The 12230-nt window shown below is 66.2% G+C and carries 16 protein-coding genes; 4 read left to right on the top strand and 12 right to left on the bottom strand.

Annotated elements, in window-relative coordinates:
* On the top strand, nucleotides 1–555 hold a 555-nt coding region (locus AC5Y47_RS17460; protein WP_499945416.1), incomplete at its 5' end, for a PE-PPE domain-containing protein.
* Here AC5Y47_RS17460 and AC5Y47_RS17455 read toward each other — a convergent pair.
* Nucleotides 476–1474 (bottom strand): cobalamin biosynthesis protein, encoded by a 999-nt coding sequence (locus AC5Y47_RS17455; protein ID WP_499945415.1) that lies wholly within the window; start codon nucleotides 1472–1474, stop codon nucleotides 476–478. The two genes, AC5Y47_RS17460 and AC5Y47_RS17455, sit on opposite strands and share 80 nt — an antisense overlap.
* 169 nt (nucleotides 1475–1643) lie before the next feature.
* Here AC5Y47_RS17455 and AC5Y47_RS17450 point away from each other — a divergent pair, with 169 nt between their 5' ends.
* Complete coding sequence (locus tag AC5Y47_RS17450; protein WP_499945414.1) at nucleotides 1644–2459, top strand: oxygenase MpaB family protein; 816 nt, start codon at nucleotides 1644–1646, stop codon at nucleotides 2457–2459.
* Between the two features lie 5 nt (nucleotides 2460–2464).
* Here AC5Y47_RS17450 and AC5Y47_RS17445 read toward each other — a convergent pair whose 3' ends face one another.
* From AC5Y47_RS17445 to AC5Y47_RS17420, 6 genes are all read right to left on the bottom strand, one after another.
* Entirely contained in the window at nucleotides 2465–3589 is a 1125-nt protein-coding gene (locus AC5Y47_RS17445; RefSeq protein WP_499945413.1) for an epoxide hydrolase family protein, read from the bottom strand.
* Nucleotides 3590–3772 (bottom strand): hypothetical protein, encoded by a 183-nt coding sequence (locus tag AC5Y47_RS17440; protein WP_499945412.1) that lies wholly within the window; start codon nucleotides 3770–3772, stop codon nucleotides 3590–3592.
* 41 nt (nucleotides 3773–3813) lie between these two features.
* Nucleotides 3814–5325 (bottom strand): GMC family oxidoreductase, encoded by a 1512-nt coding sequence (locus tag AC5Y47_RS17435; RefSeq protein WP_499945411.1) that lies wholly within the window; start codon nucleotides 5323–5325, stop codon nucleotides 3814–3816.
* Nucleotides 5326–5447: 122 nt separating this feature from the next.
* Nucleotides 5448–5699, bottom strand: a complete 252-nt coding sequence (locus tag AC5Y47_RS17430) for a hypothetical protein (protein WP_499945410.1) — start codon at nucleotides 5697–5699, stop codon at nucleotides 5448–5450.
* Nucleotides 5700–5736: 37 nt separating this feature from the next.
* Nucleotides 5737–6906, bottom strand: a complete 1170-nt coding sequence (locus tag AC5Y47_RS17425; RefSeq protein ID WP_499945409.1) for a zinc-dependent alcohol dehydrogenase — start codon at nucleotides 6904–6906, stop codon at nucleotides 5737–5739.
* Between the two features lie 13 nt (nucleotides 6907–6919).
* Nucleotides 6920–7414 (bottom strand): SRPBCC family protein, encoded by a 495-nt coding sequence (locus AC5Y47_RS17420; RefSeq protein WP_499945408.1) that lies wholly within the window; start codon nucleotides 7412–7414, stop codon nucleotides 6920–6922.
* Nucleotides 7415–7568: 154 nt separating this feature from the next.
* On the opposite strand from AC5Y47_RS17420, the gene AC5Y47_RS17415 reads away from it, so the two are divergent.
* Entirely contained in the window at nucleotides 7569–7886 is a 318-nt protein-coding gene (locus tag AC5Y47_RS17415) for a hypothetical protein (RefSeq protein ID WP_499945407.1), read from the top strand.
* A 36-nt stretch (nucleotides 7887–7922) separates the two neighbouring features.
* Here AC5Y47_RS17415 and AC5Y47_RS17410 read toward each other — a convergent pair whose 3' ends face one another.
* Both AC5Y47_RS17410 and AC5Y47_RS17405 read right to left on the bottom strand, forming a co-directional pair.
* Nucleotides 7923–8255 carry a hypothetical protein gene (locus tag AC5Y47_RS17410; RefSeq protein ID WP_499945406.1) on the bottom strand — a complete coding sequence of 111 codons (333 nt, stop codon included), beginning with the start codon at nucleotides 8253–8255 and terminating at the stop codon, nucleotides 7923–7925.
* A gap of 50 nt (nucleotides 8256–8305) precedes the next feature.
* Entirely contained in the window at nucleotides 8306–9085 is a 780-nt protein-coding gene (locus AC5Y47_RS17405; protein WP_499945405.1) for a TSUP family transporter, read from the bottom strand.
* 130 nt (nucleotides 9086–9215) lie between these two features.
* Between AC5Y47_RS17405 and AC5Y47_RS17400 the strand changes: the two genes are divergently transcribed.
* On the top strand, nucleotides 9216–9965 hold the full coding sequence (locus tag AC5Y47_RS17400) for an adenosylcobinamide amidohydrolase (RefSeq protein WP_499945404.1): 750 nt from the start codon (nucleotides 9216–9218) through the stop codon (nucleotides 9963–9965).
* A gap of 59 nt (nucleotides 9966–10024) precedes the next feature.
* Here the strand turns inward: AC5Y47_RS17400 and AC5Y47_RS17395 are convergent, their stop codons facing one another.
* The 3 genes from AC5Y47_RS17395 to AC5Y47_RS17385 form a co-directional block, all read right to left on the bottom strand.
* Nucleotides 10025–10990, bottom strand: a complete 966-nt coding sequence (locus AC5Y47_RS17395; protein ID WP_499945403.1) for a DUF429 domain-containing protein — start codon at nucleotides 10988–10990, stop codon at nucleotides 10025–10027.
* A gap of 195 nt (nucleotides 10991–11185) precedes the next feature.
* Nucleotides 11186–11659, bottom strand: a complete 474-nt coding sequence (locus tag AC5Y47_RS17390; RefSeq protein WP_499945402.1) for a hypothetical protein — start codon at nucleotides 11657–11659, stop codon at nucleotides 11186–11188.
* A gap of 104 nt (nucleotides 11660–11763) precedes the next feature.
* Nucleotides 11764–12219 (bottom strand): hypothetical protein, encoded by a 456-nt coding sequence (locus tag AC5Y47_RS17385; protein ID WP_499945401.1) that lies wholly within the window; start codon nucleotides 12217–12219, stop codon nucleotides 11764–11766.
* Between the last annotated feature and the right edge of the window lie 11 nt (nucleotides 12220–12230).

The following is a 12230-nucleotide window of genomic DNA, read 5'->3' as shown; positions in this document are numbered from 1 at the left end:
TCCGCCAACGCCATCGCCGGCCTGTACTACGGGCACTTGAGCCCCACGCCCGCATACGAATACCTGACGCCGGCACAGCTCGCGTCGGCGATCGTCGCGCCGGTTTCCCCCGGGTCCACCGGCAGCACAACGTATTACCTGATTCCCAGCCAGGACCTACCGCTGCTGAGGCCGCTGAACTTGCCGCAGCCGCTGCTCAACCTGATCCAGCCGAATCTGCGGGTACTGGTAGATCTCGGCTACGGCGACATCGGCGGAATGCACTCCGAATACGCGGATCTCCCCACCCCGGCGAGCCTGTTTCCGCTAATCGATCCGTTCGCCGTCGGGACCTATCTGCTGCAGGGCACCGCGCAAGGCGTGCAGGCCAACCTGGTGTGGGCCGGGTTGCTTCCGCCCTCGGCCATGCCGAACGCCTACCCGTTCGTGCCGTCGCCGGATCCGGGACTCACGCTCAACTGGGGCCAACCCAGTGTCACCGGAATCTCGTTGCTGACCAATGGGATCGGCTCATTGCTGCGCGCTCTCCCCATCCCACCACTCGGGGGTGGATGAGCGCGGCAACGCCGACCGCGACCAGGGTGGCCACCGCCTGCACTGCCCGCGACAGGATCACCGCGCGGCGCAGGTCGGCCACGGTGGGTGGGCGGCCGTCGCCCAGCGTCGGCCGGATCTGCAGCTCGTGATGGTACTGGGTGGGTCCGCCCAGCCGCACCCCCAGCGCACCGGCGAACGCCGCCTCGACGACGCCGGCGTTCGGACTGGGATGGCTGGCGGCGTCGCGCCGCCAGGCGCGCAACGCACCGAGCGCAGATCCGCCTACCAAGGGCGCGCAGATCATCACCGATCCGGCCGTCACCCGGGCGCCCACGACGTTGACGATGTCGTCCAATCGGGCTGCGGCCCAACCGAATCGGATATACCGCGGTGAGCGGTAGCCGATCATCGCGTCCAGAGTGTTCGCCGCGCGATAACCCAGCACCGCCGGTGCGCCGCCGACCGCCGCCCACAGCAGCGGCGCAACCTGCGCGTCGGAAGTGTTCTCGGCCACCGATTCAAGCGCCGCCCGGGCCAGACCGTCCCGGTCCAGCACAGCCGGATCGCGACCGCACAACGAGGGAAGCAACGCGCGCGCGGACGCCACGTCACCGGACTCCAGCAGATCTGCCATCCGAGAACCGGTGTGCGCCAACGAAGATCCACCCAGGGAAACCCAGGTAGCCACCGCGGTCGCCGCGACCGGCCCGGTCCCGCGCTGCAGCACCACGCCCAGTAACACCGCCGCGCCCACCAGCACCCCGACATGCACTGCCCCGGCTGCCCGCGCGTCGCGGTAAGTGAGCCGTTCCAGGTTCGCAGCGGCCGTGCCGAACAGCGCCACCGGGTGTCCCCGTCGCGGGTCACCCACCGCCAGATCGGCCAGATAACCAGTCAACACGCCGACGCTTCGAGCCGAATTCGGTGACACGAACACCTCGGCAGCGTCTCACACGACCCGGCCGGCGCAGTTAAAGCGCAGCGATCAGATCAGCCATGCCTCAACAAGCGCCCGCTATGACTCGCTCTACCCTCCGCCGCGCCGAGATTCTCGGCGCACCAACCACCCGAACATGATGTACTCGACTCATGGGTAAGGATCCGCGATGAAGCGGCCCGTAACCAGGGTCGCCGACCTGTTGAACCCGGCGGCGACGTTGCTGCCCGCCGCGAACGTCATCATGCAGTTGTCGTTGCCGGGTGTCGGCTACGGCGTGCTGGAAAGCCCGGTGGACAGCGGCAATGTCTACAAGCACCCGTTCAAACGGGCGCGGACCACCGGCACCTACCTCGCCGTGGCGACCATCGGGACCGAATCCGACCGCAAGCTGATCCGCGACGCCGTGGACACCGCGCACCGGCAGGTTCGTTCGACGGCGTCCAGCCCGGTGTCCTACAACGCCTTCGACCCGAAGTTGCAGCTCTGGGTCGCCGCCTGTCTGTACCGCTATTTCGTCGAACAGCACGAGTACCTGCACGGCCCGCTTGACGACGCGAGCTCGGACGTGGTGTTCCAGGACGCCAAGCGGCTGGCCACCACACTGCAGGTGCCCGAGCGCATGTGGCCCGCCGACCGGGTCGCGTTCGACGAATACTGGAAGCGTTCCCTCGACGAACTGCGCATCGACCCGCCGGTGCGCGAGCACCTGCGCGGGGTGGCTTCGATGGCGTTCATGCCGTGGCCGGTGCGGATGCTGGCCGGACCGTTCAATTTGTTCGCGACGACGGGATTCCTGGCGCCGGAGTTCCGGGCGATGATGCGGCTGGACTGGTCGGAATCTCAGCAGCGCCGATTCGAATGGCTGCTGGCGGCGCTGCGGTTGGCCGACCGGCTGATCCCGCACCGCGTCTGGATCCTGGGATACGAGCTGTATCTGTGGGACATGAGATCTCGGGCGCGACGGGGTCGCAGGATCGTCTGATCCCGTCAGCGCACCGTCGCGAAGAACTTCCGGAGGTCTTCGACGAACAACGCCGGCTGTTCGAAGGCGGCGAAATGCCCGCCGCGCGGCATCGTCGTCCAGTGCGTCAAATTGAAGTTCGGCTCACACCACGAGCGCGGCGCGCGCAGCACTTCTTTCGGGAAAGCCGCTACGCCCGTGGGCAATTCGACCCGCGAATTGTCCCCCCACACTTTGTAGCTCTCCCAGTACAGCCGCGCCGAGGACGCGCCGCTGCCGGTCACCCAATACATCATCACGTTGTCCAGCAACTCATCCCGCGTCAACACGTTCTCGGGGTGTCCGTCGCAGTCCATCCACGCCCAGAACTTCTCGACAATCCAGGCGAGTTGGCCCACCGGCGAATCCACCAGCCCGTAGCCCAGCGTTTGCGGTCGGGTGGACTGCTGCTTGGAATAGCCGGTCCCCGATTTGCGGTGCTCGGCAAGCGCGGCCATCGCCGCCTGCTCCTCCGGTGTCGGGTTGGCCAGCGTCTCCTTCGTCGGCGTGCCAAGCGGCATGTTCAGATGGATCCCCGCGCAGTTCCCGCCGTTGCGGCCGATCTGGGTGGTGACCGCCGCACCCCAGTCGCCTCCTTGGGCGCCGTAACGGTCATAGCCCAGGCGACCCATCAGCTCCTCCCACACCTGCGCGATCTTCTGCACGCCCCAGCCCGTGCGGCCCGGCTTCCCGGAGAAGCCGTACCCGGGCAGCGACGGGCACACCACGTGGAAGGCGTCCTCGGCGCGGCCACCGTGTGAGGTGGGATCGGTCAGCGGCTCGATCACCTTGTGGAACTCCACGACCGAGCCCGGCCAGCCGTGGGTGATCACCAGCGGGAAAGCATCATCGTAAGGCGAGCGCTGATGGATGAAATGAATGTCCAGACCGTCGAACTGGTCGACGAACTGGTCGAACCGGTTCAGCGCCGCCTCCCGGACGCGCCAGTCGTAGTCAGCGGCCCAGTAGGCGGCCAGGTCGCGGGTGTAGCGCAACGGGACGCCCTGGCTCCAGTCGTCCACACATTCGGCGTCCGGCCATCTGGTGCGCGCCAGCCGCGACTGCAGATCCTCCAGGACGTCGTCGGGCACGTCGATGCGAAACGGCTTCACCTACTTCTGCGCGTCCTTGATCAGCGTGCTGATCTGCTCGAGCAGCTGACGCATGTCGGCGCGCATGGCGTCCACCGCCGCGTAGAGGTCCGCCTTTGTCGCCGGTTGCTGGTCGGCCGACAACGGCCGCACCGGCGGCCCCGAGGTCTGCCTGTTGCTCTGAGAGCCAGAGAGGTCGCTCACGCCCACGACCTTGCCACACCGCGTCAGACGCGTCCAAGACATCAAGCGGGGGCGAGCAGAAAATCGGCACACCGTTCACCAATCATGATCGACGGCGCGTTGGTGTTGGCCCGCGGAATCCGCGGCAGCGCCGACGCATCGGCGACCCGCAATCCCGCCACGCCCCGCACCCGCAACTGCTCGTCGAGCGCGCTGTCGGGCTCAGAACCCATCGCGACGCTGCAGGCCGGGTGCGCGGTGGTGATCACGGTCTGTCTGATGCACGCTTCGAGGTCCGCGGCCGGTCCGGGTAACACCTCCCGGTCGACGGCCGAGGCGAGCGGCTCGGTGGAGACGATCTCCCGCGACCGCTGCACCGCCCGGATCATCGCCTCCATGTCAGCGCGCTCGCGGAGCAGGTTGAGCCGGATCGCCGGCGGCCGGTCCGGATCGGCGGAGCGGATCAGCACGCTGCCGCGGCTCTGCGGGGTCCAGTAGGAGTGGATCACCGTCAACGACGGCGGGAAGGCGGCGGTCTTGATGTCGGCCAGCGCGTCGCCTGGGGTGATCACCAACTGAAAGTCGCAGGCCGGCAGATCGGGCGTGGACCGGATGTGGGCGACCGCCTCGCACCCGTTGCTCGACAGCTTGCCTGTCCGGTGTAACAGCCACTGCAGCAACCACTTTGGATTGGCCGCGTCGGCCAGCCCGACATATCCGGGGGCCAGCCGCCAAATGCCGAACATGTTGGGATGGTCGGACAGGCCCTGCCCGACGTTCGGGCTGTCCACCTGTGGTGTGATCCCGACGGCACGCAGATGATCGGCGGGTCCGATGCCCGAAAGTTGCAGCAATTGCGGAGTGCCGAATGCCCCCGCGCTCAGCACGACCTCTTGATCGGCGAAAACCTGCTGCACTCGCCGATTGCAACGGAACTCGACACCGACCGCGCGTCCGTTGCGGATGATCAACCGCCGGACGGTGGCCTTCTTCGCGACACTCAGATTCCGCTGCCCCCGCAGATATGCCCGTGCCGTCGTCCAGCGCTGCCCGTTGTAGATGGTGACCGGGCTGATGGTCGCCCCGTCGAGACCCGGTCCGCTCACGTCGTCCTCCGCGGCGACGCCCGCCGCCCGCGCCGCAGCGACAAACCGGCGGGACACTTCGTCGGGCTCGGTAACCCGGGTGACGCGCATCGGTCCCTGCTCGATGCGCGCGAAAACCGGCGCCACGTCGTCCCACGTCCAGCCAGGAAGTTGCCACCCGTCGTAGTCGAGGTCGCTGCCCTTGACCCACAACATCGCGTTCATCGCGCTGGTGCCACCGAGCACTCGGCCGCGGGGTTGCTGGATGCGCCGGTCCGCGCACGCCGGCTCCGGCTCGGTTTCGTACGCCCAGTCCAGTGCGGTGCCCATCTGCCGCGGAAACGCCAGGGGCGCACGCACTGTCAGCTTCCGGTCCGAGCCGCCGGCCTCGATGAGCAGCACGGTCGCCGAGGATTCATCGGCGAGGCGTCCGGCGACCGCGCACCCGGCCGAGCCGGCTCCGACCACGATGAAGTCATACGCGGGCATGCAGGAACGCCCGATTGCCGTACCGATCCAGCGAAACGAACTCTTCGGGTGGCGGGGTCAGTGGTTCCTGCTGAGTCATGCCCTGATCTCAGCAACGCGCCGGCGAACAGGCAACCCCCCTGTCAGCCGCCCAAGTTGCGCACCGCCGTGTCGAGTTCCTCAGCCCGCTCGGCGAGTTCGCGGTCCGACAACTCCGCGTCGCCCACGCCCTGCAGCACCTCGGCGCGCGTCGCGACCTGCAACGCGCCGCGGTAATCCGGCGATTCCAGTTCGGCCGGTGTCTTCACTTCGACCCGACCTTCGATGAGAACCAGTGCAGCGTCTGCGTCTTCGGCGTCGAGCAGGCGCCGGACGTCGTCAGCCTCGATTGTCATGCCACCAGCTATGCCCGCTGCGTAGCGCTCTAACCCCCTACGGCCGCATCGCCACCCGGATGCAGTTGTCCTCTTTGTTCTTGAACAGGTCGTAGGCGCGCACCCCTTCTTCGAGGGGCAGGTCATGGGTGATCAGCTTGGCGGGATCCAGATCACCCTGTTCGACGTAGTCGAACAGCCGGGCGATGTAGCGCTGGCCGTGTTGCTGCGAGGTCTTCAGGGTCAGGCCCTTGTTGGTCAGCACACCCATCGGGAACTTGTCGGTCACTCCGTACACCCCGAGCACCGAGACCACCCCGCCCTTGCGGCAGGCCAGGATCGCCTGCCGCAAGGCGGTGGCGCGGTCGGTCTCCAGCCGCAGCAGTTGCTTGGCCTTGTCGTAGAGCTGCTGGACCCCGGTGCCGTGTCCTTCCATGCCGACCGCGTCGATGCACGCATCCGGGCCCCGCCCACCGGTCATCTCCCGCAGCGTCTCGTGCACGCTGTCCACGGCGGTGTAGTCGATGGTCTCCAGTTCGAATCCGTTGCGCGCCAATTGGAGTCGTTCCGGGATCCGGTCGATCACGATCGCCCGGTCGGCGCCGAGCAGCAGCGCACTGCGGGCAGCCATCAGACCCACTCCCCCGGCGCCGAAGACCGCGACGGTGTCACCGCCGGAGATGTCGCAGAAGTCCGCGCCCATGAAACCGGTAGGGACGGCGTCGGACAGGAACAGCGCCTGCTCGTCGGTGATGTCCCCGGGGATGGCAAAGCAGTTCGCGTCGCCGAACGGCACCCGCACGTACTGGGCGTGCGAACCGGCGTAGCCGCCGAACGGGTGTGTGTAGCCATAGATTCCGCCCGACGGGTAGCCGAGCAGCGGCTGTTGCAGTTCGGCGTTCGGGTTGGTGGTGTCGCAGCAGGCATACAGCTCGTGCTCGCAGTACCAGCACCTGTCGCAGGCGATGAACGACGGCACCACCACCCGCTCACCCACTTTGGTGTCGCGCACCTCCGAGCCCGTCTCGACCACCACTCCCATGAATTCGTGGCCGAAGACGTCGCCCTCGCGCATGCCGGGCAGGTAGCCGTCGATGAAATGCAGGTCCGAGCCGCATGTGGTCGTCAGCCGGACCTGGACGATCACGTCGTGTGGGTTGAGGATCTTGGGATCGTCGACCGTCTCTACCGACAGGTCGTTGACGCCGTTCCAGCACAGTGCGCGCACGATGAACCTTTCCTTACCGCGCGGAGTTTCGCGCGCTCGGGTTGGACTGGAGGGTCGGCACCTCGCCGGTCTGCAGCAGGGCGCGCACCCGGTAGAGGACCTTGTATGCCGCCGCCCCGGACAGCAGGCCCGGCGCCGGCGTCTTGACTCGCAGCGTGACCTCGGTGCCCAGATCCCGTGGCGCGGCTTGCCAGCTCACCACGAGTTCGTTGTCGTCGGCGGTACCGACGTAGCGGATCCGGCCGGGCTCGACGACCAGCCGGGATTCCCAGCTGACGTCCGGCTGGTCCTGCAGACGCCAGCGGTAGCGATCTTCTCCCCCGGGTTCGACGTCCGCGATGTCACCGAGCACGACGGACAGCTGGCCGGTGTCACGCCAGAAGTGTTCGACACGTTCGACGGGTGCCGCGATGGTCACCGTCTGCGCCGTCGCTTTGGGTTGCTGCATGTCGACAACCTTGCTGACTGCGCTCAGCACTTGGTTTTTTGCACTGTCCAGATAACTCACGGGGCGCTCCTTCGTCGGGCCTGCGATACCCGCCTTTGCGGCCGGCAAACGCCGACGAGATGAGTCATTCGTGAAATGAGGCGCGCTGCGCTTGCCGCTGCACCAGCGCTGATCCCGCGCTGCGGGACCGGTTGCGGGAACTTATCGTTGGGTGATGCGGATTCTGGCGCCGACAGCGATGTCCCTACTGCTGTTCGGCCTCATCGGCTGTCCGGTTGCCGAAGCGGATGCGACGTTCGGGCCGGGCACGTACGCGGTGCCCGGGCAGGTTCCGCACGGCGTCTACACCGCCCGCGTCGAGGTGCGCGATCCCGCGGTGCAGCAGTGCACGTTCAGCACGTGGACCGGCGACTGGACGTTTCTCACCGGAGACAGCGTGGGGACGGGGCAAACGCTGACCGCGGACCTCTCGGCGCCTGCGGTCGGGCACTTCATCACGCATGGCTGCACCCCTTGGACCAACGGGCGCTAAGCGGCGGCCCGAGCCCAACCCCGGTCGGGTCCCGGGTTATTCCTCGTCCGCGGCCTGGCGGTCCTCGGCCGCAGCTGCACGGTCGGCCGCGGCCGCCTGGCGGTGCCGCTCGGCGGCCGCGTGATGCTTGTCGGGATCTCCCACACCGGCGTACGCGGCGTCCTCGTGGACCTGCGCGACTCGTTCGTGCACCTGCGCCGACTCGTCGTGTCGTTCGGCCGTTTTGCGGTGCGCGAGGGCGGCCCGCTCATGGGCTTCGTCGGCCCGCTGCGCGGCCTGCTCGACGTCACGCTCGGTGACAGGTTGGTTGTGCTCCAACTGAAAATGCCGCTGGCGTAGCTCTTGGGCCCGGTCTGCCGCGTCTGCCATCTGGTCAATGTACGACCGGGAGGGTCGATATGGAGAGTTGCACGTTTGGTTCAGCGGGAGCTTTGAACGACGTACAGCACCGCTGCACCGACAGCCAACGTTCCCAACAGACGTCGGAGTGCACCTTCGGATACCCACGGTTGCAACCGGGCACCGGCGTACCCGCCCAGCAGTCCACCCAAGCCTGCGGCGATGCCGAGGGTCCAGTCGGGAGCGATGTCGTGTCCCGGGGCGATCACGGACAACACGGCGTAGGTGGCGGCACCCGCTATCGACGTGACGAACGTCGAAACCAGTGCGGCCGGGGCAACTTCGGCAAGGGGCGCGCCGCGGCCCACCAGGATGGGGCTGAGCAACGAGCCTCCGCCGATACCGTAGATGCCGCCGACGACGCCCACACCGAGTGCGAGCGTGACGACGAAATTGTTCGACGGCCCCGGGCGCGCGCGCACGGGTAGAGACGAAGCGCGCTGCAGCCACAGCCACACCCCTAACGGGAAGAGCAGCGCGGCGGCGAACAGTCTGAACGTCTGCTGGTCCGGAACCAACAACACCCGCAACACGGCGCCGACGACGACACCAGGCAGGGTACCGAGCAGCATCAAACGGGTCAGCGAACTACCCAGCGGCGCCACCCGCGCATACCGGGCCAGCGCTCCCGGGATGGAGATGACGTTGAACAGAAGGTTCGTCGGGGTCACGGCGGGATTGGGCACACCGAGCAGGCTCATCTGCAATGGCAGTAGAAACACTGCGCCTGACACTCCGACGGGTGTGGTCAAGACTGCGACGACGACGCCCGCGCCGAACCCGACGAGCGCCTCATCCACCGGCCAACTATGACAAGCGTCCGTCCGAAATGCGCACGCGGTGGGCCGATGATGTGTTGACGTCGTGCTGGGCAGATCCGACGAGGTGCCCGACGTTCGCGACGTTGCACCCCCGCACGAGGATGGGACCATGCATCCCAAGTTGACGGCGCGGGTGGAACAAGCTCGGCAGATCCCGGTCCTGCTGTGGCAATTTGCCGAGCCTCGACTGTGCATCTCTTCCGGACCGCTCGGCGGCGGTATCGACGTCCGGGACTGGGTGGTGAACGCAACCGTCCCGCTGGATTACGACCGGACCGATCCGGACCGTCACCTCACCGAGATCGGTACGGCGCTGGGCCTCGTCGGGACGGGCTGCGGGTTGCTCACCGCCGTCGACGTGACCCGCCACCACCTCGCCGCGGACGGCGGAGTGCATGCCTCCGCAACGGTCGGGCTCTCCAACCCGGCCTGGGCGGCCGCGCCCGACGGGGACTTCCGCCGCGAATTACCGTCCGGCGTGCAAACGACGCTGTTCCCCGACTACCAGTCCGTCGAGTACCGACCATTCACCAACGGCTACCAGGTGGGCACGATCAACATCGTGGTCGCGGTGCCGGCACGGCTGTCGACGGCCGCCCTGGTCAACGCGGTGGCCACCGCCACCGAAGCGAAGGTGCAGGCCTTGCAGGAGACCGGGGTACGGGCCACCGGCACCGCCTCGGACGCGATCGTCGTGCATTGCCCGACGGACGGGGCTGCGGAGGCATACGGCGGACCGCGCTCGACATTCGGCGCCCGGATCGCACGAGCGGTGCACGCTGCGGTACGTGCCGGCGCCCGGTCCTGGATCTCAGAACCGCCCGGGCGGCACCGTGATCCGTGGACTTTGATGCCGTAGCGCTGGCGTCAAGGAACGTGCCGACTCGCGTTCATGTCGTGGCGTCGGCTGTCTGTCGCTCATTGCGGAGTGAATCCGTATGTCGCATCGAACCATTCGATGAAGCCGAGAGTATTCCCCCATTGCTGGGCGATTCGTTGATGGAGTGCCTTCGCATCGTGACCAGGGACGAATTTGTTGGGTTTGCTGACGGGCCGCCCACATCCGCAGGGGCAAGTTGGCAGCACTGGTTCGCCCGCTTCGTCGCGCAGACTCTGTCGGCGGTCGGCTTTCAAGTCGGCCGGAAGAGCCGGCGTGACGATGTAGCCATTGTCGGGGAAATTGCCGAAGGTGGCGACTTGGTCGGGTCGGCACGTGCAGAGCATCGCCACGTAAGCGCAGATGACCGAGTCAAGCTGGTCTTCCGCACGATCCAATTGGATTGGCCGAGTGGCCATCTCGACCGAACGACGCAAAGTCATCCAACTGCTGTGGCCGGTTACCTGCATCGGCAGCGGCGCGCTAGCCAGACTCTCGATGTGATCGATCAGTCTGAGCATTTCGCTTCGCCGATCAATGGTTCGCTCCGCGGCATTCGCACCGCGACCGCGCTTGAATTTCAATGTGCATCCCAGCCTGAACAGCACCACGATCGCGGGGTGTGGGTAGACCTCGATTGCGCGTCGCGGCGCGCTCGACATCGGATCGATGTCGAGCTTCAGCTTTTGAGTCAGCACGGCGCCGCGAGGCGGATCGAACATGCCGGCCGGGTGCGACTTATATGCCGGGCGTGGGCCGGCCTGGAATGGCCGAAACTGCTTGTCTAATTCCGCCTCCGCCAGTCGACGGCCGAATTCGTTAGTGACCAGCAAGGGCGCATCGATGGCCACCAAGCAGTCGCCGACAACGTAAGGCGCTACGGCAGAAAGGATTTCGTCGTCCGTAACCACCGAGGTGAGCAATTGCAGCTGGCCAGCGTCGTCAACAACCGCAATGCCGGTGCGGCTGACAGCACCCCAGGCGAGGTCCAAACCTACGAAATACACAGCGACACTATGCCCCAGCACGATATCGCCCGCACATGTTTGTGCATCAGGTGCCGATGAGCATTACACGGGTGGTCACCCGCGTCGGGGCCGAAATCGTCGGGTGTTCGATGGCGCAAGCTTTGAGGGAAGCTTGACAAAATACGATGGCCATTCACCACGCCAGCAGTTTCACCGAACCGCTTTCAGCATCCGTCACGGGCATTCGCCAACATGGATGCAGAAGCACTGTGGGCACATGACGCTGCGAATTTCTGCGCGCTCAACCTGGGCGCGACGCCCGTCGTCAGCCTCAATAGGCCAACTTGGCGGTGCCTGGCGTTCGTACCAAGCTAGGTCGGGGAAAGTGTCGTATCCAGGCAGGTGGCTGCCGGTGCGACACCGAGCAACCTCAACCCCTTTCGTTTCGACCAGACGCTTGACTTCGGCAGCATCTTCAGGGTCGACGTCGGGCTCACCAACGGCCTCCTGCAGCAGCGCGTAGTGCGCCCAGATCGCGCGGCGCGCAGCTCCACGCAAGACGCCTCGATCCTCCCTGACTACCTCATCTGGGTACAGCGCCAACACCTTCCGTAGCTCCCACCCTTTAACAAAGAGAAGCTGCACAGCCTTGGCGCGCGTCCGCGAGTCAGGCCAGAGCGCCAAACGGCGTTCGACGACTTTATTCATGTGAATTCCTCCCTGCACGTAGCTGATTCGCGCTGTCATGCACAATCTGCGACTCGAACCAGCACGGCGATAAACATTGGCGGGCCGGGACATCGCCGCGTTCGTCACCAACATTCCCCGGCGTGGATTTCGAAGCAGTCCGGACACCGCTGCTCTGGCTTCTTTGGCCTTGCGGCGTCATTGGCACCCAAACGAACGTCACCCAATGGGGTCAGTTTGATGGACGGGTCGCGCTGCTGAAGCTGCCTCAAACGGGTCAGGATGTGCTGATGCAACCCCGGCGAGTGTGAGTAATTGAGCAGTTCCCGATAAATGCCGGCCTGGCTTTCGGCGTCGGACGGCGCCGGGACAAAGGCGTCGTCCAACGTGAGGCGCACTAACTTGCGCACGTACCCGATGCTGTCGGGATTGCACGGTTCTGCGGCAGCGGAAGCTTCACGTGACATCTCGACGTCGGAGAGCCCTCGGTTCATTCCATCAAGGACTTTCGCGTATCGCGTGCGCTGGTGAGTGAGCAGAATCCGCTCGATCTCTTCGCGATACGGATTAGACGTCGCCATATGAACTCCTG

The organism is Mycobacterium sp. NGS22, assembly GCF_059813095.1.
The sequence above is the reverse complement of the archived record's forward strand: the minus strand, read 5'-3'. Positions and strand labels throughout refer to the sequence as shown.

Coding starts and splice junctions, on each gene's coding strand:
- AC5Y47_RS17450 (WP_499945414.1), top strand. CDS start 1,644: ATGAAGCGGCCCGTAACCAGGGTCGCCGACCTGTTGAACCCGGCGGCG.
- AC5Y47_RS17435 (WP_499945411.1), bottom strand. CDS start 5,325: ATGCCCGCGTATGACTTCATCGTGGTCGGAGCCGGCTCGGCCGGGTGC.
- AC5Y47_RS17430 (WP_499945410.1), bottom strand. CDS start 5,699: ATGACAATCGAGGCTGACGACGTCCGGCGCCTGCTCGACGCCGAAGAC.
- AC5Y47_RS17415 (WP_499945407.1), top strand. CDS start 7,569: ATGCGGATTCTGGCGCCGACAGCGATGTCCCTACTGCTGTTCGGCCTC.
- AC5Y47_RS17410 (WP_499945406.1), bottom strand. CDS start 8,255: ATGGCAGACGCGGCAGACCGGGCCCAAGAGCTACGCCAGCGGCATTTT.
- AC5Y47_RS17400 (WP_499945404.1), top strand. CDS start 9,216: ATGCATCCCAAGTTGACGGCGCGGGTGGAACAAGCTCGGCAGATCCCG.
- AC5Y47_RS17390 (WP_499945402.1), bottom strand. CDS start 11,659: ATGAATAAAGTCGTCGAACGCCGTTTGGCGCTCTGGCCTGACTCGCGG.
- AC5Y47_RS17385 (WP_499945401.1), bottom strand. CDS start 12,219: ATGGCGACGTCTAATCCGTATCGCGAAGAGATCGAGCGGATTCTGCTC.